Genomic DNA, 22,383 nt, shown 5'->3' on the forward strand with positions numbered 1-22,383 from the left:
TCCTACGACGTGCGACGCCGTCCACGCGTGGAAACCTCCAACGGATGGCTGCGGGTCGGTCAGTAGAGTGAAGCGCGTGACTCCTGACTCCGCGCCACTCACCGACGCCGCGCCCGACCTGCACACCACCGCGGGCAAGCTCGCCGATCTCAAGGCCCGCTATCACGAGGCCGTGACGGCCAGCGGCGAGGCCGCGATCGCGAAGCAGCACGCCAAGGGCAAGAAGACGGCCCGCGAACGGATCGACGAGCTGCTCGACCCGGGTTCGTTCGTCGAACTCGACGAGTTCGTCCGACACCGCACCCACGCCTTCGGCATGGAGGCCAAACGGCCCTACGGCGACGCGGTCGTCACGGGAACGGGCACGATCCACGGCCGCCAGGTCGCGGTCTACTCGCAGGACTTCACCATCTTCGGCGGCTCGCTCGGCGAGGTGGCGGGTGAGAAGATCATCAAGGTCATGCAGCTGGCCCTCAAGACCGGGGTGCCCATCATCGGCATACTCGACTCGGGCGGAGCGCGCATCCAGGAGGGCGTCGTCGCCCTGGGCAAGTACGGCGAGATCTTCCGGCTGAACACGGCCGCCTCGGGCGTCATCCCCCAGATCTCGCTGATCATGGGCCCCGCGGCCGGAGGCGCGGTGTACTCCCCCGCGCTGACCGACTTCGTGATCATGGTCGACAAGACCAGCCACATGTTCGTCACCGGCCCGGACGTCATCAAGACCGTGACGGGCGAGGACGTGGGCTTCGAAGAGCTCGGCGGAGCCCTGACCCACAACAAGGTCTCGGGCGTGTCGCACTACCTGGCGAGCGACGAGGACGACGCCCTCGACTACGCCCGCGCGCTGCTCTCGTACCTGCCCGACAACAACCTGGCCGACCCGCACGTCTTCGACGTGCCGGTCGAACTCGAGACCACCGACCACGACCGCCAGCTGAACACGCTGATCCCGGACAGCCCGAACCAGCCCTACGACGTCATGACCGTCATCGACCACGTCGTCGACGACGGCGAGTTCCTCGAGGTCCAGCCGCTGTTCGCGCCCAACATCGTCGTGGGCTTCGGCCGGGTGGAGGGCCGTCCGGTGGGCGTGATCGCCAACCAGCCGTCCGCCATGGCCGGCACCCTCAACATCGAGGCCGGCGAGAAGGCCAGTCGTTTCGTACGCTTCTGCGACGCGTTCAACATCCCGATCCTCACCCTGGTCGACGTGCCCGGCTACCTGCCCGGCACGGACCAGGAGTGGACCGGTGTCATCCGTCGCGGAGCCAAGCTGCTCTACGCCTACGCCGAGGCCACGGTCCCGCTCGTGACGGTGATCACCCGCAAGGCGTACGGCGGCGCCTACATCGTCATGGGGTCGAAGCAGTTGGGTGCCGACATCAACCTCGCGTGGCCCACGGCCGAGATCGCCGTGATGGGCGGTCAGGGCGCCGTCAACATCCTCTACCGCAACGAGATCAAGGCGGCGGCCGAGGCGGGCGAAGACGTGGCGGCCGTGCGCACGCGACTGGCCAACGAGTACACCTACAACGTGGCGAGTCCCTTCCTCGCCGCGGAGCGGGGCGAACTCGACGGTGTCGTCGAACCGGCCGCGACCCGCGTCGCCGTCATCAAGGCACTGCGCGCCCTCAAGACCAAGCGGGCGACCCTGCCGCCGAAGAAGCACGGGAACATCCCCCTGTGAGTGGTCGCCACGCCGCCGCCTCCCCCGACCCGGCGGACTCCCCCACCGACCCGGACGAGCAGCCGTCGGCTCCCCTCATCAGGGTCGTCGCCGGGGACCCGACGCCCGACGAACTGGCGGCCGTCACGGCGCTGCTCGCCGCCGTCGCGGCCGGCCGGGCCGGATCGGCGACGACGACGTCCTCCCGACCCACGACGTCGGGCTGGACGCGATCGGCCCGGGCACCGCGTCCCGTCATCACGGCCGGAGAAGGCCGCTGGCGGGGTTTCGAGGGCTGACGCCCCCGGAACGGGGGTAGACGCAGTCATCTTCCCCCGCCTGTCCCCCTAAATGACGACTGCACCCGCGGCCCCGACCCACCATGCTTGCTCTTGCTAGGTGTCTCTCTAGGAGTCACACCACCAGCAGGACCACATGGGTAGTGGATTCCTGCCGGGGGGAGTCAGGGCGACATTCGGGTTGCCGCCCTGACTCAGGGTCTCGGAAGGGCCGGACGATCGTCCGGCCCTTCCTTCTTCCCCGGCCCTGCCGTGAGGCTGCCCGGTGGATGATCAGGGGGCCGAGCGGGGGATCTGCAGCCAGAGCTGCACCTCGTCGGCGTCGTCGTCCTCGTCCGCGTCGGCCGAGACGCCCCGGCCGAGGGCGCTCGACGACAGGTCCGGCGAACCGAGCCCGACGACCGTGACGGCGTCGTCTCCCCCGCCCTGGACGGTCCGGACGATGATGCGATCGGCGAGCGAGCCGCGGAGGGCCTCGGCGAGCACGGCATGGACCCGCCGCAGATCCGTTGGCCCGAGGTCGTCGAGGCCTCCCTCGTCGAGGAGGCTGACGACGGCCCCCCGACGACGCGCCGCCATGACCTCGTGACGCACGTCGTCGTCGAGGAGGCGGCGTCCCCGGATCTCGTCCCGGATGGCCCCCTCGAGGTTCAGGCACTCCTGGCGCTCGGCCGCGGTCAGGTCGCCGTGTCGATCGACGATGGTCTGGAGCATCGGCCGTGCCGTCCGGCCCGTCTGCAGCAGCCGGTACTGCCGCTCGTTCACGTGGGCTTCCTGCGCTGCCTGCCAGTCCGCCGCCTCGTGCTCGGCGAGGATGAACTCACGCGTCTCGCGCCCGGCACGCGTCAGCGTGCTCGACATCGCGTGACTGAAGGCGACCCAGACCACGCTGCCGACGATGCCGAGGTCGGCGATCTGTTCGGCCCCGGCCCAGAGCACCCCGTGAGCCGCCATGAATCCGACCCCGAGCCAGGCGAACCCCTGGCGGCGTCTCGTCGACACGATCACCATGAGCGTGCCCACGGCCGCCACGTACCACGTGGCATAGCCGTTCTTCACCGAGCTGTCGAGCTCGGAGGTCACGACCAGCGGGAGGACGATGCTGACGGCGAGGCAGAACGAGGCCAGCCACACGGGCATGATGACGTGGCGGCTGGGCCACAGCACGGCCACGGTCGCCGCGGCGTACAACACCATGCACGCGACGACGGGAAGCGGATCGGTGAACCGGTCCAACGAGGCCACGGCGAGGACCAGATGGTAGGCCGAGAAGACGGCGGCGAGCGAGACGATCAGCCACCGCGGCACGGAGACCCTCACGCGACGCCCTCCGGGATGCCCGTCTCGTCGGCGCGGTCGGGCGAGGGACGGGGAGCCGATCCCCCCTCGAGGAGGGCGCCGACCGGCCACTGCAGTCGCACGAGGGTTCCGCGCCCCGGTGCCGAGTCGATGGTCGCGAGTCCGCCGGCGTTGTTCAGCCTCTCGTGGATCGACACCCGGACACCCAGACGCTCGGTCGGCACCGTCGCCGGCTCGAAGCCCTTGCCCGTGTCGCCGACCTCGACGGTCGTGAGGCCGGTCGCCTCGCGGGTGACGTCGACCCACCGCCGGACACCGGGCGCGTCCCCGGCGTGCTGGGAACTGTTCACCAGGGCCTGCACGGCGGCCGAGTAGAGGGCCTCCGCGGCGGTGGACGGGATGCCCTCGCCCTCGATCGGGCCCCGGCGCAGCTCGACCGAGACGCCCAGGTCCGACACGGCGGCCGCGATGCGGTCGACCATGCCCGTGACCGTCGTGTCGGACTCGTCGAACGGCGTCGTGCTCGCCGCCGCCGAGAGGTGGGACATCGCGTTCCGGGCCATGTTGGTCGACAGCTCACGTTCTTCGGGCGACCAGGCCCTGGCCGCCTGGATGAAGGTCGTGAGGACGCTGTCGTGCACGATGGCGTCGACCTGCACCCGCTCGAGCTCGGTGGCGTGCTCGCGGATCGCCTCGGAGTACCGCGCGACCGCGGTCGCCTGGGCCTGGTCGACGTTCGCGGCCGCCTGGCGCAGGATCACCACGAGGATCAGGACCGCACCGCCGAGCAGGATCGCGTAGACGGAGTCGAGGGTCGCGCGCTGCGGGGAGACCGCTCCGCCCGACGGCGTCAGGCGGATGAAGCCGTAGACGGCCGGGGCGACGAAGAGGTAGCCGGTGGCGATCCAGGTGGAGAACGCCGACGCGGCCGAGGCCGTGGCGACGGTGCACAGGTACCAGAGCCAGGGCACGCTCGCCTGGACCTCGCTGGGGTCGTCGACCGCGAGGGGCCAGGTGACCAGCGCGATCAGGTAGGCGATGGCGACGAAGGCCTCGACCGTGGTCACGCCGCGCTGCACGAGGCTCGCCACGACCAACGCCAGGAACCCGCCGAACATGGCCAGGCCGATCACCCAGGCCCAGGCGAGCTGCATGCTCCCGACCTGACCGATCATCCCGGGCAGGGCCTGCAGGCCGAACACGAGACCGGCCGCGGCGATGATGCGCCCCAGCACCTTGTCGAGCAGGGCACGACTGATCGGGTTGCGCGGGGGCCGGAGGGGGCCGAGCGGGAGCGGGCCGGTCAGCCGACCCTCACCGGCCATCGCCGCCGTCCGCATCGAGCCCCGGCAGGATGCCGTCCTCGACGGCGCGACGGAGGAGGTCGACCTTGGTGGGTGCCGGGCGTCCGACCTCGACGTACTTGACGCGGATGCGGTCGAGGTACTCGCGGGCCGTCGAGTAGCCGATGCCGAGCTGTTGGGCGGCCAGCTTCAGCGGCAGACCCGAGGCGTAGAGGTGCAGGATCTCGCGCTCGCGACGACCCAACTGGGCCTTGGCGAAGTCGCGGTCGGCATCGATCGCGCTCGCCCACTCGAGGTTGTTGAGCACGTCGCCGCGGGCGACCGTGGCGACCGCGGCCATGACGGTCTTCGTGGCGGAGGACTTCGGGATGACGCCGGCCGCCCCCGCGGCGAGCGCCTCACGGACCGAGGCGACCCGGTCGGCGATGCTGTGCACGAGGACGGCCGACCCCGTCGCCTGGACGCGCTTGACGTTCTCGGTGACGGTCGAGCCGTCGCCGAGCGACAGGTCGAGGACGACGACGTCGACCTCGCGACCCGCGAGGTTCTCGACGAACTCCTGCACGCCGGCGGCGGTGAGGATCACCTCGAAGCCCTCGTTCTGGCACGCGGCCTGGATGCCGAGCCGCACCGACTCGTGGTCGTCGACGACGGCGACCCGCACGGGTGCTGTCTGGCGGGTGGCGATGGGGGTCTCGGTCGTGATGTCTGACACGGTGATCCTTCGGTCGGCGTGTGCCCTGGTCCCTGAATCCCGGGCGTGCACGGGGTACATCGTAACCGGACGGCGGCTCAGGCCGGCAGCAGGCGCACCACCGTCTCGACGTGGTGCGTGTTCGGGAAGAGGTCGTACGCCTGCAGGGCGTCGAGCGCGTAGCCCCGCTCGGCGAAGAGGGCCACGTCCCGGGCGAGGGCGACCGGGTCGCACGCGACGTAGACGACCTGGGCCGGGCGGAGGGCCGCGATCTCGGACACCACGTCGCGCCCGGCGCCCGAGCGGGGCGGGTCGAGCACGACCGTCGCGGCGGCGAGGCGCTCGCGCTCGGCGTCGCTCGCCTGCGACGCGGTCTGGCGCAACCAGCGCTCGACGCGTCCTGTCACGGCCGACGCGCCGATCCACTCGGCCAGGTTCTCGGACGCGTGCTCGGTGGCCCGCTCGTCGCTCTCGACGCTCGTGATGCGCGTCCCCGCACCGAAGCGGTCCCCCACGGCGGCGGCGAGGAGTCCGACCCCGCCGTACAGGTCGAGGTTGGCGCCCTTCGGGTCGAAGCGCTCGGGGTCGATCATGGTCTGCACGGCGGCGGTGAGCGTGGCCGCTGCCTCGCGGTGCACCTGCCAGAAGCCGCCGTCGTCGAGCCGGAACTCGCGGTCGCCGACGACCTCGGTGATGATCGAGCGGGCCTGCCGCCCGATGATCAGACGCGCGCCTCCGCCGCTCGGGGCGACGACGTCGACGTGTTCCTCGCCGGGGAAGGCGTCACCCAGCGGCGCCACCTCGGCGACCTCCGGGGACGCGAGCGGCAGGTCGGGCACGTGCACGACCCGGTGCGACCGAGCCGCGTACTGACCGGGACGCCCCTCGGCGTCGAGGTGCAGGCGCAGGCGCGTGCGCCACCCGGTGCCGCCGCGCTCGTCGTCGCCGGGCAGGGCCTCGACCGAGACGCGGCCGTCGGCGTCGGCGATCCCGCCCATGCGGGTCAGCGCGTCGACCACCACGCGTCGCTTCAGCTCGCGCTGGTGGCCGAGCTCGACGTGCCCGAACTCGGCGCCGCCGGCACGGTCGGTCGGATCGACCTCGAGGGCGGCCGCGCCCCACACGTGGGGTCGACGGTGCTCGCTCGCCTCGAGGACGCTCACCGTGTCGGCCCGCCAGAACGCCTTCTTGCGGTCGTCGGTGATGCGCGCCACGACCTTCTCGCCGGGCAGGGTGTCGGTCACGAACACGACCCGCCCGTCGAGTCTGGCCACCGAGATGCCCCCGTGTGCGATGCCCGTCACGTCCAGTTCGACCTCGCGGCCCAGCATGTCTCCCATGCGTCGAGTCTGACAGGCTGGGCGGCATGACCGTCCCGCTCTACCTGGCCAGCACCTCCCCCGCCCGTCTCGCCCTGCTGCGCGCCGCCGGCGTCGAGCCGGTGCTGATCAGTCCCGGTGTCGACGAAGAGGCCGCGGTCGCGATCGAGTCGACACGGCTCGGCCGAGCGCTCACGGCGGCCGAGACGGTGCAGCACCTCGCCAGGCTCAAGGCCGAGGCCGTGCTCGACACGGTCGTCGACGGCCGCCCCCTCGACGGGTTGGTCCTCGGGGGCGACAGCGCCTTCGAGTTCGACGGCGAGGTGCACGGCAAACCCCACGAGCCCGCCCTGGCGCTCGACCGGTGGCGCCGCATGGCCGAGATCGGCCACGGCACCCTCTGGTCGGGTCACTGGCTGGTCGACCACTGCGGTGGCGCTCCGCGCGTCACCGCCGAGACCCCCTCAGGAGGCGCGGGCCGGGTCGCGAGCGCCTCCCTCACCTTCGCCGACGACCTCGATCCGCGCGAGCTCGCGGCCTACGTCGAGACGGGCGAGCCGCTCGAGGTCGCGGGGGCCTTCACGATCGACGGTCGGGCATCCGCGTTCATCACGCACATCGAGGGCACCCCGAGCGCCGTCGTCGGACTCTCGGTGCCCGTGCTGCGGTCGCTCGTCCGGGGCTTCGGCGTGCCGTGGCACGAGCTGTGGACCTCGCCGACCGCCGGCTCCTTGTAGGTTCTGCCTCGCGCCTCCTCGTCCTTTTTGTGCACGTCAGCCAAAGGCGGACGGGGAGGGCGCAATAGGGTGGGGAACTATGCCGCGTATCAGCAAGGTCCTCATCGCCAATCGTGGAGAGATCGCCGTCCGCGTGATCCGGGCCGCGCGTGACGCCGGAATCGGCTCGGTGGCGGTCTACGCCGACCAGGACCGCGACGCCCAACACGCCCGCCTCGCCGACGAGGCCTACGCCTTGGGCGGGACGACGAGCGCCGAGACCTACCTGGTCATCGACAAGATCCTCTCGATCGCCCGCCGCTCGGGTGCCGACGCCGTGCACCCCGGCTACGGCTTCCTCGCCGAGAACGCGGACTTCGCCCGGGCCGTCCAGGCCGCGGGCCTGGTCTGGATCGGCCCGTCGCCCGAGGCCATCGAGCAGCTGGGCGACAAGGTCTCGGCCCGGCACATCGCCGAGCGCGTCGGCGCCCCGCTCGCCCCCGGTACCCTCAACCCCGTCTCGGGCGCCGACGAGGTGCTCGAGTTCGTCGACCAGCACGGCCTCCCCGTGGCGATCAAGGCGGCGTTCGGTGGTGGCGGACGCGGTCTCAAGGTCGCCCGCACCCGCGAGGAGGTCCCCGAGCTGTTCGACTCGGCCACCCGTGAGGCCGTCGCCGCCTTCGGACGCGGCGAGTGCTTCGTCGAGAAGTACCTCGACCAGCCCCGCCACGTCGAGACCCAGTGCCTGGCCGACGCCCACGGCAACGTCGTCGTCGTGTCGACCCGCGACTGCTCGCTGCAGCGCCGTCACCAGAAGCTCGTCGAAGAGGCCCCCGCACCGTTCCTCACCGACGAGCAGACCACGAAGCTGTACGAGTCGTCGAAGGCCATCCTCCGCGAGGTCGGCTACGTCGGTGCCGGCACCTGCGAGTTCCTGATCGGCAAGGACGGAACCGTCTCGTTCCTCGAGGTCAACACGCGCCTCCAGGTCGAACACCCCGTGTCCGAAGAGGTCACCGGCATCGACCTCGTCCGCGAACAGTTCCGCCTCGCCGAGGGCGGCGTGCTCGACTACGACGACCCCGAGGCCCGCGGCCACTCGTTCGAGTTCCGCATCAACGGCGAGGACGCCGGTCGGGGCTTCATGCCCGCCCCCGGTCCGATCCACGTCTTCAAGGCCCCGGGCGGTCCCGGCGTCCGCGTCGACAGCGGCGTCCAGGCCGGCGACGAGATCAGCGGGTCGTTCGACTCGCTTCTCGCCAAGCTGATCGTCACGGGTTCTTCGCGCGAGGACGCGCTCGAGCGCTCCCGTCGCGCCCTGGCCGAGTTCGAGGTCGCCGGCCTGCCGACCGTGCTGCCGTTCCACCGTGCCATCGTCGACGACCCCGCCTTCGCGCCGGCCGACGGTGCACCGTTCTCCATCTACACCCGCTGGATCGAGACCGAGTTCGACAACACCATCCCCGCGTGGAGCGGCGAGGCCGAGGCCCCCCGGCCGGCCGACGAACGCGACACCGTCGTGGTCGAGGTGGGCGGAAAACGCCTCGAGGTCTCGCTGCCGGCCGGCCTCGGGTCGCGCACCGCGCCTCCTGCGGTCGCGCCCAAGCGCCGGGGCGCGCCCCGGTCGTCGGTCGTCACCGCGACCGGTGCCGAGGTCAAGGCTCCGATGCAGGCCACCGTCGTCAAGCTCGCCGTCGAGGCCGGTCAGCAGGTCGTCAAGGGCGACCTGGTGCTCGTCCTCGAGGCCATGAAGATGGAGCAGCCCGTCGCCGCCCACCGCGACGGCACCGTCTCGGGCATCGCGGCCGTCGTCGGCGAGACGGTCTCGTCGGGTCACGTCCTGCTCAGCATCGACTGACCCCCGCGCCGGGCCCGGCGGCGACCGGGGACGCGCGTCGGCAGACCCTAGAGTGGACGCCATGTCTGAGACCACCACGCACCCGCTCGACGACCGCGCCGCCGACCCCTTCGAGGTCGCCCGCACCGCCGCCGCCGAGATCGCCGAGAAGACCGGCGTCGCCCGACACGACATCGCCCTGACGCTGGGCAGCGGCTGGGCCAAGGCCGCCGACCTGATCGGTGAGACCGTCGCCGAGGTCCCCGCGACCGAGATCACCGGCTTCGCCGCGTCGGCCGTCGTCGGCCACACCAGCTCGATCCGCAGCATCGCACTGCCCTCGGGCAAGCACGCCCTCGTCATGGGCGCCCGCACCCACTACTACGAGGGCCACGGCGTGCGTCGGGTCGTGCACGGCGTGCGCACGGCCGCCGCCACGGGCGCGACCACCATGATCCTGACGAACGGTGCCGGGGGCATCAAGGAGACCTGGAAGCCCGGCACGCCGGTGCTGATCAGCGACCACATCAACCTCACGGCGGACTCGCCCCTCGAGGGCGCGACGTTCATCGACCTGACCGACCTCTACTCGACGCGCCTCCGCGACGTCGCCCGCGGCATCGATCCCGAGCTCGACGAGGGCGTCTACACGCAGTTCCGCGGCCCGCACTACGAGACGCCGGCCGAGGTGCAGATGGCCAAGGCCATCGGCGGGCACATCGTCGGCATGTCGACGGCCCTCGAGGCCATCGCCGCGCGCCAGTCCGGCATGGAGGTGCTCGGCATGTCGCTGATCACCAACCTGGCCGCGGGCATCCAGAAGACCCCGCTCAGCCACGCCGAGGTGCTCGAGGCCGGGCGCGACGCCGAGGCCAAGATCAGCGACCTGCTCGCCCGCATCGTGGCGGCCCTGTGAGCGGCGACGTGACGGGGCCCGGCAGCGACGGCTCGCCGGTCTCGTCCGACCTCGAGCGGTTGATCGCGTCGGCCACCGCCTGGCGCGACCAGGACCCCGACGACGAGACGCGCGACGAGCTCGACCGACTGCTGACCCGGGCCGGCTCCGACGACGCCGACGCCTCGTCCGAACTCGCCGACCGCTTCGCCGGTCGCCTGCAGTTCGGCACGGCCGGCCTGCGCGGCGCCCTGGGCTCGGGTCCGAACCGCATGAACCGCGTGCTCGTGGCGCAGGCCGCGGCCGGCTTCGCGGCCTTCCTGCGGGGCCGCGAGTCGAGTCCCTCCATCGTCATCGGCTACGACGGGCGCAAGAACTCCGACGTCTTCGCGCGGGACACGGCCGAGATCATGGCCGCCGCGGGCGTCGCGGCCACGATCCTGCCCCGCGCCCTCCCGACCCCGGTGCTGGCCTTCGCCGTGCGCCACCTCGACGTCAGCGCAGGCGTCATGGTGACCGCGAGTCACAACCCGGCGAAGGACAACGGCTACAAGGTCTACCTCGGCGGTGTCGACGCCGGCTCGCAGATCGTGTCCCCGGTCGACGGCGAGATCGCCGCCGAGATCGAGAAGGCCGCGCAGTCCCCCGTCACGCGACTGGCCCGCTCCGACGACTACCGCGAGGCCGGTGACGACCTCGTCATGGAGTACGTCCGTCGCACCGCCGCGGTGGCCGGCACGGCGGCGAACGGTCGTCAGCCACGGGTCGTCTACACCGCGATGCACGGCGTCGGGTGGGAGGTCGCACGCCGCGTGTTCGCGACCGCCGGCTTCACCGAGCCGATCCCGGTCGGCGAGCAGAGCGCCCCCGACCCGGCGTTCCCGACCGTGGCCTTCCCCAACCCGGAAGAGCCCGGCGCCCTGGACCTCGCGTACGCCACGGCCGGCCGCGTCGAGGCCGACCTGGTCATCGCCAACGATCCCGACGCCGACCGGCTCGCGGTCGCGATCCCCGTCGACGGCGGCTGGCGTCGACTCAGCGGCAACGAGGTCGGCTCGCTGCTCGGCTGGCGCGCCGCAGAACGGGCACGACGGGACGACCGCGACGGCACCCTGGCCGCGAGCATCGTCTCGTCGCCCGCCCTGCGCGAGATCGCCCGGGTGCACGGACTCGACTACGTCGACACGCTCACGGGATTCAAGTGGGTCTCCCGCGTCGGAGGGCTGCTCTACGGCTACGAAGAGGCACTCGGCTACCTCGTCGACCCCGACGTCGTCCGCGACAAGGACGGGATCTCGGCCGCGGTCGACCTCCTCGCCCTCGCCACCGAGCTGCACACGGCCGGGTCGAGCCTGGCCGAGCACCTCGTCGCCTTCGACGAGCGGTTCGGCGCCTACGCCTCCTCGCAGATCTCGATCCGGGTCGAGGACCTCGCCACCATCACGGCCCTCACCGACGGTCTCCGCCGGCGCCCGCCGTCGACGATCGGCTCGCACCGCGTCGACCGGGTGGACGACTTCCGGGACGGGTTCGGAGCCTTCCCCGCGGGCGACATCCTCCGCTACTGGCTCACCGACGGCTCACGCGTCATCGTCCGCCCGAGCGGCACCGAGCCGAAGCTCAAGGTCTACATCGACGCGTCGAGCACCGAGGGCGACGCCGTCGCCCGTCGAGCCGCCGCCGAGGCGGCCGTGGCCGATCTCGACGCCGGCATGCGCGACCTCCTGGCCTGACGGTCGGGGCGGTGACCGCCCGGACGACGAGAGAGACCCCGGAGGCGCGAGCTGCGCCTCCGGGGTCTCTCTCGTCGTGGCCGGTGCGGTTCGCCCCGATGCCGCACGCCGCGGTCAGCCCAGCGACTTCTGCAGCTTCTCGGTGAGCTCCGCCTGGTCGAAGTGGTTCTGGATGACGATGACGTCGGCGAACGTGGAGCCGATCGCCTCGACGAACTCGGCCGACGTGAGGATCACCTGCGCATCGTCACCGACCGTCGCGATCGAGCCGATGTCGGCCGCGACCACGTCGGCCTCGATGTCGAGCTTGGCCAGGACCCGCTCGGCGTTGACCTTGAGGATTCCGCTGCTGCCGATGCCGGCGCCGCAGATGGTGACGATCTTCATTGTGGGGAGGTCTCGATCCGTGGGAGGGCGATCAGGCGGGGACGCCCATGAGCCGCCGCACCTCGTCGACCGAGGAGGCGGCCGCGAGGGCGGGGATGACGGAGGCCTCGTTGAAGACGTTCGCCAGGTCGGCGATCGACTCGAGGTGGCCGCCGACGGTGACGATCGCGAGGCCGAGGACCACGCTGACCGGGTCGTTGTGCGGGTGCCCGAACGGAACGGGCTCGGCAAGGGTCACGACGGCCAGGCCGTCGCGGACGACGTCGTCACCCGGCCGAGCGTGGGCCAACGCGAGACCGGGGGCGATGACCACGTAGGGGCCGTGTTCGTCGATCATGCGGACCATCTCGTCGCCGTAGCCCTCGCGGGCGGCACCGGAGTCGACCAGGGCACGACCGGCGACCCGGACGGCCTCACGCCAGTCGACGACCTGGGCGCCGATGACGACGGCCTCGTCCGGGAGCGGCGGGAGCGCCATGTCAGGCCCCCTCGAAGCCGGCGGTGATGCGGTCGGCCAGCGCCTCGCGGTCCTCGAGGGGCAGGAAGCACGACGCGGCGGCGTTGAGCTGGAAGGTCTCGTGGTCGTCGAGGTCGTAGTCGAAGGCCTGGCTGAGCAGGGCGAGCTCTTTGCAGAGGCTCGTGTCGCTCATCAGGCGGTTGTCGGTGTTGACCGTCACGCCGTAGCCGAGCTGGTACAGCAGGTCGAAGGGGTGGTCGTCGAGGTCCGTTCCCCAGGCGGCGATGGCACCGGTCTGCAGGTTCGACTGCGGCGACAACTCGAGCGGGATCTCGCGGTCGCGCACCCACGACGCGATCGGCCCGATCTCGACGGTGGAGGTCGACCCCTTGCTCGCGACGACCCGGATGTCTTCGGCGATGCGGACCCCGTGGCCGAGCCGGAGGGCCCGCCCGTCGATCAGCGCACCCCGGATGCTGTCGAGACCGTCGGCCTCGCCCGCGTGCACCGTGACGGGCATGAACTCGCGGGCCAACAGGTCGAAGGCGACCCTGTGGTCGGCGGCCGGGTAACCCGCCTCGGGACCGGCGATGTCGAAGGCCAGCACGCCGTTCTCGCGATGGCGCACGGCGAGCTGGGCGATCTCGAGCGATCGCTCGCCCTGGCGCAGCGCACTCAGGATCTGCCCGACCGAGATCTCGTACCCGTCGTCGGCCAGCGACCGCACGGCCGACGCGAAGCCCGCCTGCACGGCCTCCACCGCCTGGTCGAGGGTGAGCCCCTCCCGTTGGTGTTGCTCGGGGGCCCAGCGCACCTCGGCGTGGACGACGCCGTCGGCGGCCAGGTCGAGGACGAACTCGTGCGCGACCCGGGTCAGCTGCTCGCGGGTCTGCATGACCGCGACCGTGAGCTCGAAGGTCGCGAGGTAGTCGACGAGGGTGCCGGAGTCGGCGTTCTCGACGAACCAGCGGCGCAGCGCCTCGGGTTCGGACGCGGGGAGATCGACGCCGGCCTCGACCGCGAGGTCGACGATGGTCTCGGGCCGGAGGCCGCCGTCGAGGTGGTCGTGCAGCGAGACCTTCGGCAGGGCCGCGAGGCGCGGGCCCCCGTTCGGCAGCCGGTAGTCCTTGTCGGGAGCGCTCATGCCCTCAATCTACTAGCGCTCCGGGCGGCGACTCTGGACGCGCGCCACGAGAGAGGTGCGCTCTCCACGAGAACCGGCACCGCGCCTCCTGGACGGAGGCGCGATGCCGGTGGGACGTGCTCGGGCGGGTCGTCAGCCGATGCGCTCGGCGACGATCGTGCGCGCCGCCGGAGCCTCGTCGCCGATCGTCCACGCCCCGTCGACGGCCTCGAGGGCACGCTCGAACCGCTCGGGTTCGTCGGTGTGCAGGGTGAAGAGGGGCTGGCCCTCGGTGACCCGGTCGCCCGGCTTCGCGTGCAGCTCGATGCCGGCGGCCGCCTGCACGGGGTCCTGCTTGCGGGCGCGACCGGCACCGAGGCGCCAGGCACCGATGCCGAAGGGCAGCGCGTGCTGCTCGGTCAGGTGACCGCTGCGCCCGGCGGTGACGACGTGCGTCTCGCGGGCGGTCGGCAACGCGGCGTCGGGGTCCCCGCCCTGGGCACGGATCATGCGCTTCCAGGCGTCCATGGCGCGTCCGTCGTCGAGGGCGGCCTCGACGTCGGCGTCGGGTCGACCCGCGAGGGTCAGCATCTCGCGGGCGAGTGCCACCGTGAGCTCGCGGATGTCGGCGGGGCCGCCTCCGGCGAGGGTCTCGACCGACTCACGGACCTCGAGGGCGTTGCCGATGGTCAACCCGAGCGGCACGTTCATGTCGGTCAGCAGGGCGGTGGTCGCGACGCCGGCGTCGGTGCCGAGGTCGACCATCGTGCGGGCCAGCTCACGCGACCGCTCGATGTCCTGGATGAAGGCGCCCGACCCGAACTTGACGTCGAGGACGAGGGCGGCGGTGCCCTCGGCGATCTTCTTGCTCATGATCGACGACGCGATCAGCGGGATGGCCTCGACGGTGCCCGTGATGTCACGGAGCGCGTAGAGCTTGCCGTCGGCGGGGGCGAGGCCCGACCCGGCCGCACAGACGACGGCGCCGCTGTCGGCCATGATCTCGCGCATGCGGTCGTTCGAGATCGAGGCCTGCCAGCCGGGGATCGACTCGAGCTTGTCGAGCGTTCCCCCGGTGTGGCCGAGGCCACGGCCCGAGAGCTGGGGTACGGCGACGCCGAACGAGGCGACGAGCGGAGCCAGCGGGAGGGTGATCTTGTCGCCGACGCCACCGGTGGAGTGCTTGTCGACGGTCGTCTTGCCGAGCCCGGCGAAGTCCATCGTCTCGCCCGACCGGATCATGGCCATCGTCATGTCGCGGATCTCTCGGCGCTCCATGCCGTTGAGGAAGATCGCCATGGTCAGCGCCGACATCTGCTCGTCCGCGACGTACCCGCGCGTGTACGCGTCGATGAGCCAGTCGATCTGCGCGGTGCTGAGGGCGTCGCCGCCCCGCTTGACGCGGATGAGGTCGACGGTGTCGAACGGTTCGACGGCGTTCTGGGTCACGGCGGGGCTCCTAGCGGTGGTGCGGTGGGTGGTGCGAGGGCGCGACCACGGGGTCGCGACCGGGAGGGACGAGGAGGCGCGGGTCAGCCCTGCGAGGCGCGGTACGCCTCGAGCTGCCGCGGCCCGAACGCGTCGGGGATGACCTCGTCGATGGTCTTGAAGCCCGAGACGGTGTCGAGGACCATGGCTTCGTCGGAGTGTTCGTAGAGCAGCTGACGGCACCGCCCGCAGGGCATCAGGACCCCGCCGTTGCCGTCGACGCAGGCGAAGGCGACCAGACGGCCCCCTCCCGACATGACGAGGTCGGACACCAGTGAGCACTCGGCGCAGAGGGTGATGCCGTACGAGGCGTTCTCGACGTTGCAGCCCGAGACGATCCGACCGTCGTCCGTGACGGCTGCAGCCCCCACGGGGAAGTTCGAGTAAGGGACGTACGCCTTGCGCATGGCGTCGCGAGCCGCTCCGCGGAGGGCGTCCCAGTCGGTCTCGGCGAGCACGGACTCGCTGCTGCGGCCCGTCACGACTTGATGTAGGGCTTGCCCGAGGCCGCGGGGCCCCGGGACTGCCCGACCAGGCCGGCGACCGCGAAGATCGTCACGACGTACGGCAGCATGAGCATGAACTCGCTGGGCACCGGCGAACCGATGGCCCCGAGCACGTTCTGCAGGTTGCTCGCGAAGCCGAACAGCAGCGCGGCGAGCGTGGCCCGGATCGGGTCCCACCGACCGAAGATGACCGCGGCCAGGGCGATGAACCCCGCGCCCGCCGTCATCTCTTTCTGGAAGTTGCCGAGCGAACCGAGCGTGAAGTACGCCCCGCCGAGGCCGGCGATCGCCCCCGCGAGGGAGACGTTCCAGAACCGGGTGGCGTTGACCTTGATGCCCACGGTGTCGGCCGCCTGCGGGTGCTCGCCCACCGAACGGAGGCGCAGCCCCCACCGCGTGCGGAAGAGACCGTAGAAGACGACCGCGATCGCGATGTACATCAGGTAGACGATGATCGTCTGACGGAAGAAGACCGGCCCGACGATCGGGATCTGGCTGAGGACCGGGATGTCGAGCTGCGGGAACCGCACGCCGCGGTTCAGCGACTCGGACTTCGACAGCACCTGCGAGTACAGGAAGCTGGTGAGGCCCGTGACGAGCACGTTGAGCACGACGCCGACGATGACCTGGTCGACGATGTAGCGGATGCTGAACACCGCCAGGACCATCGACACGAGCACGCCCGCGATCATCGCCCCGACCAGGCCGACGTAGGCCGACCCGGTCGCCGAGGCGACCATGGCCGAGACGAAGGCTCCGGCGAGCAACTGCCCCTCGATCGCGACGTTGACGACACCGACCCGCTCGCTGATGACGCCGCCGAGGGCACCGAAGATCAGCGGGGTGCTGAGTGCGAGGGCGCCGAGCAGCAGACCGGGCACCGGGATGGTCTGACCGGCGCTCGCCCACGTGAGGAAGCCGAGCAGGAAGAGGACGCCGAACACGGCGATCAGCCAGATCGGCACCTTCTCGAAGCGGACGGCGCGCAGCACCGCGACCACCGTGATGACGGCCAGGAGCACCGTCAGCACGATGCCGGTGCCGGCCGCCGGCAGGACCGCGTCGGGCAGGGCGAAGAAGTCCGTCGTCGTCGACAGGCGGAAGGTGCTCTCGCCGTCCCGGGCGAGGCCGAGGAACAGCACGGCGGCCACGACCGTGAAGATCGCGAACGCGATCGGGGCCTTGAGGCTGCGGGAGGAGGCCCGCGCCAGGTCGGGCGACGGCGCGGCGGGGACCGCGGTGTCGGGGGTGAGCGTGCTCACTTGGTGACCACCGCCTCCTTGTTCGAGGCCTTGCGCACCGGGCGGAGGCCCGGGGCCGGCAGACGGAAGATCGCTCGGACCAGCGGGGGCGCGGCCACGAACAACACGATGAGGGACTGCACGACGAGCACGATGTCGATCGGTACGCCGTTGGCGGCCTGCATCGAGTACCCGCCGGCCTTGAGCGCGCCGAAGAGGACGCCGGCGCCGAACACTCCCCACGGCCGCGAACGACCGAGCAGCGCGACCGTGATCGCGTCGAAGCCGATGCCGGCGTCGATGCCCGAGGTGAAGCCGCTGGTCAGCGTGCCGAGCACCTGGGTCGACCCGGCGACGCCCGCGAGAGCACCCGAGATGAGCATCGCGTAGAGGTAGATGTTCTTGACGTTCATGCCGGCCGTGCGGGCTGCGTGCGGGTTCTCGCCGACGGCACGGAACCGGAAGCCGAGCGTCGACCGGTTGATCAGCCACCAGACGACGGCGGTGATGACGATGACCAGCACGAAGCCCCAGTTGAGGTTGTACCGGGCGCCGAACAGGTCGGGCAGGATCGCCGTGTCGAGCGTGGCGGGCGACTTGGGGTTCGCGCTGCCCGGAGCCTGCAGCAGGCCCTGCGTCCGCAACATGAAGGCCAACAGGTAGAAGGCGATGTAGTTGAGCATGATCGTGAGGATCACCTCGTGGGCGCCGGTGCGGGCCTTGAGCAGGCCCACGATGCCGCCCCACAGGGCACCCGCGGCGATGCCGGCGGCGAGGGCGAGGGGAAGGTGCACGGCGAGCGGCAGGTGGAAGGAGAAGCCCACCCAGCCGGCGGCGGCCGAGGCCATCAGCATCTGCCCGCGGGCACCGATGTTGAACAGGCCCACGCGGAACGCGACCGCGACGCCGAGGCCCGCGGCGATGAGGGGCACGGCGTAGTTCAGCGTCTCGGTCAGCGGACGGATGCCCGCCGCGAAGCCGTCGACCCGGAAGTTGTAGATCGCGCCCTGGAAGAGCGACGAGTACGACCCGCCGACCGCGGTCCAGAACGCCTGGAAGAAGTCGGCCGGGCGCGAGAAGAAGTAGCCCAGCGTGCCCTGCACCGTGGTGTCGGTGAACCCGATGAGGAGGCCCGAGACGACGAGTGCCAACACGACGGCGAGCACCGAGATGGCGGCGTTGCCGGTCGTGATCTCTCTCAGGAGGCGCGAGCCGCGTCCCTCGGTCGACTCCGGTGACGACGGGGCGGGTGGCGTGCCCGGGCCCGTCGTGGTGGTCGTGGCGTCGCTCACGCTGCCTGCTCCGTTCCCTGCGGCATCTCGCCGGCCATCATGAGCCCCAGCACGTCGCGAGGGGTGTCCGCCGGCACGATGCCGACGATGGTGCCGCGGTACATCACGGCGATGCGGTCGGCCAGGGCGGCGACCTCGTCGAGCTCGGTCGAGACGACGATGACGGGCACGCCCTGGTCGCGGGTCTCGACGATGCGCTTGTGCACGAACTCGATCGACCCGACGTCGATGCCGCGGGTGGGCTGGGCGGCCACGAAGAGCCGCAGGTCGCGGCTGAGCTCGCGCGCCAGAACGACCTTCTGCTGGTTGCCGCCCGAGAGGCGGCCGGCAGGCGTCGTGATGCCCTGGGTGCGGATGTCGAACTCCTTCACCTTGGCCACGGCGAACGCCGCGAGCTCGGCGAGCTTGAGCGAGCCGCGTTTCACGAAGGGACCGGACTGCGAGCGGTCGAGCATGAGGTTCTCGGCCACGGTGAACTCGCCGACGAGGCCGTCCTGGTTGCGGTCCTCGGGGACGAAACCGACGCCCGCGTCGAGGACCTGGCGCACGCTGCGGCCCGTGATGTCGCGCCCATCCAGGGAGACCCGCCCTTCGACCCGGGGCTGGAGGCCGAGGATGGCCTCGGTGAGTTCGGTCTGGCCGTTGCCCTGGACGCCGGCGATGGCGAGGATCTCGCCCCGGCGGACCTCGAACGAGACGTCGTCCACGACGACCTGTCCGATGGGGTCGACCACCCGGAGGTTCTCGACCACCAGGGCGGGCTCGCCGGCTTCGGCGGGGGCCTTCTGGACGGTGAGTTCGACGGCGCGACCGACCATGAGCGAGGCGAGCTCGGCGTTCGAGGCGGTCGGTTCGGCCTCGCCGACGACCGTGCCGAGTCGGATGACGGTGATGCGGGTGGCGACCTCGCGCACCTCGCGCAGCTTGTGGGTGATGAAGACGATGGCGGTGCCGGCGTCGCGCAGCTGACGCATGATCACCATGAGCTCGTCGGTCTCCTGCGGCGTGAGCACGGCGGTGGGCTCGTCGAACACGAGCACCTTGGCGTCACGGGACAGGGCCTTGATGATCTCGACGCGTTGCTGCACACCGACGGGCAGCTCCTCGACGAGGGCGTCGGGGTCGATGTCGAAGCCGAACCGGCTGCTGATCTCTCGCACCTTGGCGCGTGCCGCGGCGAGGTCGAGCCGGCCGCCGGACCTGGTCTCTTCGTGGCCGAGCATGACGTTCTCGGCGACGGTGAAGACGGGCACCAGCATGAAGTGCTGGTGGACCATGCCGATTCCGGCGCCCATGGCGTCGCCCGGACCCGAGAAGTGCTGGACGGCGTCGTCGAGCAGGATCTCGCCCTCGTCGGCCTGGTAGAGCCCGTAGAGCACGTTCATCAGCGTGGACTTGCCGGCACCGTTCTCGCCGAGCAGGCAGTGGATCTCGCCGGGCTCGACGGTCAGGCTGATGTGGTCGTTGGCGGTCAGCGCGCCGAATCGCTTGGTGATGCCCCGCAGTTCGAGCTTCATCTCAGGTGGCTACCTCGGGTCTAGGCATTCGGGTGGGGACGGGCGGCACCGGGTCGGCGGCCCGCCCACGGGCGTTGAGAGGGCCGGGAGCGACGGGGTGACCGTCGCTCCCGGCCCTGGGTCAGTCGATGCTAATCGATGACGGGAGGTGCTTTCGTCAGCTGGTGAGCGCCGACGGGGACTCGACCTCGATGGAGCCGTCGATGATGCCGGCCTTGATGGTGTCGAGCTCGTCCTGCAGACCGGAGTCGACCTTGTCGGCGTAGTCGTGGAACGGGGCGATGCCGACGCCGTCGTTCTCGAGCGTGCCCACGTAGGGCGTGCTCGAGAACTTGTCCTCGCTGGCCTGCGTGACGACCGCGTCGGTCGCCTGCTTGATGCCCTTGAGCACCGAGGTGAGGAAGAGGTCCTTGTTGGCACTGTCGGTCTCGTAGGTGTCGCTGTCGGCACCGACCAGGACGACGTCCTTGCCGGAGTCGCGGATCGCCTCGGCGGCGCTCTGGTAGATCGGGCCACCGACCGGCAGGATGACGTCGGCGTTCTGGTCGATCAGGGTCTGGGCGCTCTGCTTGGCCGTGGTGCCGGCCTCGAAGCCACCGGTGAAGGTGCCGTTCTGGGCGTCGACGTCCCAGCCGACGACCTTGACGTCCTTGCTCTTCTGCTCGTTGTAGTACTTCACGCCGTCGGCGAAGCCGTCCATGAAGATGGTGACGGTCGGGAACTGCATGCCGCCGAAGGTGCCGACGACGCCGGTCTTCGAGTAGCTCGCCGCCGCGTAGCCCGCGAGGAACGCGGCCTCGGACGTGTTGAAGGTGATCGGCTGCACGTTGTCGGCCGTGATCGACGAGTCGTCGATGGTGGCGTAGTTGATGCCCGAGTTCGCCTCGGCCGCCGACTTGGTGGCGTCGGCGAGCGCGAAGCCGACCGTGACGATCAGGTTGCAGCCCTGGTCGGCGAGGTTCGACAGGTTGGCGTCGTAGACCGTCTCGTCGGCCGACTCGACCGTCTTGGGCGTGGACCCGATGGTCTTCGCGGCCTCGGTCAGGCCCTCGTAGCCGAGCTGGTTGAACGACTTGTCGTCGAAGCCGCCGGCGTCGGAGACCATGCAAGGGACGAAGTCGCTCGAGGCGCCGCTGGTCGAGCCAGAGCCGCTCTCGGGGGCCGAGGCACAGCCGGCCAGGATGACGGCGGTGCTCGCCAGGGCGAGGCCGCTGAGCACGGCCTTGCGCGCAGTTGTAGTCAAGTTGTCCTCCAGGGTGCAGCCCGGCACGAGGCGCGCCGGGTGGGTATGGCTGACAGGTTACCTACTGTGACGGGCGCCTCCGACCGACGGGTGGTCGTGATGCCGAGGCGTTACACAGTCGCGACCACGACGTAACGAGCACGAAACGTCCACGGCCCCGGAGCGGGTCAGAGGACGTCGCTGCGACCGCTCAGCTTGAGGGCGTCCACGACGCCCTTGACGCGTTGGGCGTTCGCCGTCGTCGTGACGAGCAGGGCGTCGGGGGTGTCGACCACGATGATGTCGTTGACGCCGATCAGCGAGATCAGCCGGCCGCTGTTGCCGACGACGATGCCGCTCGAGCTGTCGGCGAGCACGCGGGCGTTCTCGCCGAGGATGGCCAGGTCGCTCTTGCGACCGCCGGCGTGCAGCTTGGCGATGGACGCGAAGTCGCCGACGTCGTCCCAGTCGAAGTCGCCCGGCACGACGGCCAGCCGGCCCGCCGCGGCGGCGGGTTCGGCCACGGTGTAGTCGATGGCGATCTTCTCGAGGCCGGGCCACACCTTGTCGACGACGGCGCCGCGCTTCGGGGTGTCCCATGCCGCCGCGAGCTCTTCGATGCCCTCGAGCAGGTCGGGACGGGTCTCGCCCAGCTGCTCGAGCAACCGGTCGGCCCGCGAGATGAACATGCCGCCGTTCCAGAGGTAGTCGCCGCCGGAGACGTATCGCTCGGCCGTCTCGAGGTCGGGCTTCTCGACGAACGACTCGACCGTGCGGGCGCTCGGTGCGCCCTCGATGTCGAGCGGTGCGCCGACATGGATGTAGCCGAACCCGATCGCGGGTTCGGTGGGGGTGATGCCGATCGTGGCGATGTAGCCCTCGTCGGCGGCGACGATGGCCTCGCGGACGGCCCGACCGAAACCGCGGGTGTCGGCGATGACGTGGTCGGCGGCGAACGAGCCGATGATGACGTCCGGCTCACGACGACGGAGGACGGCGGCGGCGAGGCCGATGGCCGCGGTGCTGTCCTTCGGCTCGCTCTCGAGGACGACGTTGTGGTCGGCGAGGCCGGGCAGCTGCGACTCGACCGCGGCTCGGTGTGCCCGCCCGGTGACGACCATGATGCGTTGGTCGCCGTTGAGCGGGGCGAGGCGGTCCCAGGTGCCGCGCAGCAGGGTCGAACCGCTGCCGGTGAGGTCGTGCAAGAACTTGGGTGCGTCGGCGCGGCTGAGCGGCCAGAGACGGGACCCGATGCCACCCGCCGGGATGATGCTGTAGAACCGGTCGAGGCTTTCCTGGATCGTCATGAGTTCACCTTATCGACGCCCCTCCTCCATGCCTCCGATCCCCTCGCGCCACCGTCGCCGTCGAGGCTCGCAGCACGA

Annotated in this window: 20 protein-coding genes; 6 read left to right on the top strand and 14 right to left on the bottom strand. The window is 71.0% G+C overall.

Going from position 1 to position 22,383, the window contains the following annotated elements:
• Nucleotides 1-76: 76 nt before the first annotated feature.
• Nucleotides 77-1,690 carry an acyl-CoA carboxylase subunit beta gene (locus EDF21_RS04660; protein ID WP_056047698.1) on the top strand — a complete coding sequence of 538 codons (1,614 nt, stop codon included), beginning with the start codon at nucleotides 77-79 and terminating at the stop codon, nucleotides 1,688-1,690.
• Nucleotides 1,687-1,968, top strand: a complete 282-nt coding sequence (locus tag EDF21_RS04665) for an acyl-CoA carboxylase epsilon subunit (protein WP_123570454.1) — start codon at nucleotides 1,687-1,689, stop codon at nucleotides 1,966-1,968. The genes EDF21_RS04660 and EDF21_RS04665 overlap by 4 nt, the downstream gene beginning before the upstream one ends.
• Nucleotides 1,969-2,241: 273 nt before the next feature.
• Here the strand turns inward: EDF21_RS04665 and EDF21_RS04670 are convergent, their stop codons facing one another.
• The 4 genes from EDF21_RS04670 to EDF21_RS04685 all read right to left on the bottom strand — a co-directional run bounded on the left by EDF21_RS04670 (nucleotide 2,242) and on the right by EDF21_RS04685 (nucleotide 6,605).
• Nucleotides 2,242-3,288 carry a hypothetical protein gene (locus tag EDF21_RS04670; RefSeq protein ID WP_056046380.1) on the bottom strand — a complete coding sequence of 349 codons (1,047 nt, stop codon included), beginning with the start codon at nucleotides 3,286-3,288 and terminating at the stop codon, nucleotides 2,242-2,244.
• Nucleotides 3,285-4,592, bottom strand: a complete 1,308-nt coding sequence (locus EDF21_RS04675) for a sensor histidine kinase (RefSeq protein ID WP_148053629.1) — start codon at nucleotides 4,590-4,592, stop codon at nucleotides 3,285-3,287. The genes EDF21_RS04670 and EDF21_RS04675 overlap by 4 nt, the downstream gene beginning before the upstream one ends.
• On the bottom strand, nucleotides 4,582-5,286 hold the full coding sequence (locus EDF21_RS04680; RefSeq protein WP_123570456.1) for a response regulator transcription factor: 705 nt from the start codon (nucleotides 5,284-5,286) through the stop codon (nucleotides 4,582-4,584). Before EDF21_RS04680 ends, EDF21_RS04675 begins: the two co-directional genes overlap by 11 nt.
• A 77-nt stretch (nucleotides 5,287-5,363) precedes the next feature.
• On the bottom strand, nucleotides 5,364-6,605 hold the full coding sequence (locus tag EDF21_RS04685) for a class I SAM-dependent RNA methyltransferase (RefSeq protein WP_123570457.1): 1,242 nt from the start codon (nucleotides 6,603-6,605) through the stop codon (nucleotides 5,364-5,366).
• A gap of 26 nt (nucleotides 6,606-6,631) precedes the next feature.
• On the opposite strand from EDF21_RS04685, the gene EDF21_RS04690 reads away from it, so the two are divergent.
• The 4 genes from EDF21_RS04690 to EDF21_RS04705 all read left to right on the top strand — a co-directional run bounded on the left by EDF21_RS04690 (nucleotide 6,632) and on the right by EDF21_RS04705 (nucleotide 11,765).
• Nucleotides 6,632-7,321 (top strand): nucleoside triphosphate pyrophosphatase, encoded by a 690-nt coding sequence (locus tag EDF21_RS04690; RefSeq protein ID WP_123570458.1) that lies wholly within the window; start codon nucleotides 6,632-6,634, stop codon nucleotides 7,319-7,321.
• A gap of 79 nt (nucleotides 7,322-7,400) precedes the next feature.
• A complete protein-coding gene (locus tag EDF21_RS04695; RefSeq protein WP_123570459.1) occupies nucleotides 7,401-9,158 on the top strand; it encodes a biotin carboxylase N-terminal domain-containing protein in 1,758 nt (585 codons plus the stop codon).
• A 61-nt stretch (nucleotides 9,159-9,219) separates the two neighbouring features.
• On the top strand, nucleotides 9,220-10,053 hold the full coding sequence (locus EDF21_RS04700) for a purine-nucleoside phosphorylase (protein WP_123570460.1): 834 nt from the start codon (nucleotides 9,220-9,222) through the stop codon (nucleotides 10,051-10,053).
• Between the two features lie 8 nt (nucleotides 10,054-10,061).
• Complete coding sequence (locus tag EDF21_RS04705) at nucleotides 10,062-11,765, top strand: phospho-sugar mutase (protein ID WP_199736264.1); 1,704 nt, start codon at nucleotides 10,062-10,064, stop codon at nucleotides 11,763-11,765.
• Between the two features lie 114 nt (nucleotides 11,766-11,879).
• Here the strand turns inward: EDF21_RS04705 and EDF21_RS04710 are convergent, their stop codons facing one another.
• From EDF21_RS04710 to EDF21_RS04755, 10 genes are all read right to left on the bottom strand, one after another.
• On the bottom strand, nucleotides 11,880-12,152 hold the full coding sequence (locus EDF21_RS04710) for a PTS sugar transporter subunit IIB (protein ID WP_056046395.1): 273 nt from the start codon (nucleotides 12,150-12,152) through the stop codon (nucleotides 11,880-11,882).
• A gap of 31 nt (nucleotides 12,153-12,183) precedes the next feature.
• Nucleotides 12,184-12,630 carry a PTS sugar transporter subunit IIA gene (locus tag EDF21_RS04715; RefSeq protein ID WP_056046397.1) on the bottom strand — a complete coding sequence of 149 codons (447 nt, stop codon included), beginning with the start codon at nucleotides 12,628-12,630 and terminating at the stop codon, nucleotides 12,184-12,186.
• Nucleotide 12,631: 1 nt separating this feature from the next.
• The gene (locus EDF21_RS04720) at nucleotides 12,632-13,753 is read right to left on the bottom strand and encodes an adenosine deaminase (RefSeq protein ID WP_123570461.1); all 1,122 of its coding nucleotides are present in this window, start codon (nucleotides 13,751-13,753) and stop codon (nucleotides 12,632-12,634) included.
• A gap of 132 nt (nucleotides 13,754-13,885) precedes the next feature.
• The gene (locus EDF21_RS04725) at nucleotides 13,886-15,181 is read right to left on the bottom strand and encodes a thymidine phosphorylase (protein WP_056046402.1); all 1,296 of its coding nucleotides are present in this window, start codon (nucleotides 15,179-15,181) and stop codon (nucleotides 13,886-13,888) included.
• Nucleotides 15,182-15,264: 83 nt separating this feature from the next.
• A complete protein-coding gene (locus tag EDF21_RS04730) occupies nucleotides 15,265-15,702 on the bottom strand; it encodes a cytidine deaminase (protein WP_233568359.1) in 438 nt (145 codons plus the stop codon).
• A complete protein-coding gene (locus EDF21_RS04735) occupies nucleotides 15,699-16,988 on the bottom strand; it encodes an ABC transporter permease (protein WP_056046404.1) in 1,290 nt (429 codons plus the stop codon). Before EDF21_RS04735 ends, EDF21_RS04730 begins: the two co-directional genes overlap by 4 nt.
• On the bottom strand, nucleotides 16,985-18,259 hold the full coding sequence (locus tag EDF21_RS04740) for an ABC transporter permease (protein WP_056046406.1): 1,275 nt from the start codon (nucleotides 18,257-18,259) through the stop codon (nucleotides 16,985-16,987). Before EDF21_RS04740 ends, EDF21_RS04735 begins: the two co-directional genes overlap by 4 nt.
• Nucleotides 18,256-19,776: an ABC transporter ATP-binding protein gene (locus EDF21_RS04745; protein WP_056046408.1), complete on the bottom strand. Its 1,521-nt coding sequence runs from the start codon at nucleotides 19,774-19,776 to the stop codon at nucleotides 18,256-18,258. Before EDF21_RS04745 ends, EDF21_RS04740 begins: the two co-directional genes overlap by 4 nt.
• Nucleotides 19,777-19,933: 157 nt before the next feature.
• Entirely contained in the window at nucleotides 19,934-21,019 is a 1,086-nt protein-coding gene (locus tag EDF21_RS04750; protein ID WP_056047703.1) for a BMP family protein, read from the bottom strand.
• A 167-nt stretch (nucleotides 21,020-21,186) separates the two neighbouring features.
• The gene (locus EDF21_RS04755; protein ID WP_123570462.1) at nucleotides 21,187-22,305 is read right to left on the bottom strand and encodes a mannose-1-phosphate guanylyltransferase; all 1,119 of its coding nucleotides are present in this window, start codon (nucleotides 22,303-22,305) and stop codon (nucleotides 21,187-21,189) included.
• Nucleotides 22,306-22,383 lie beyond the last annotated feature (78 nt).

Source organism: Frigoribacterium sp. PhB118, assembly GCF_003751725.1.
Taxonomy (GTDB): domain Bacteria; phylum Actinomycetota; class Actinomycetes; order Actinomycetales; family Microbacteriaceae; genus Frigoribacterium.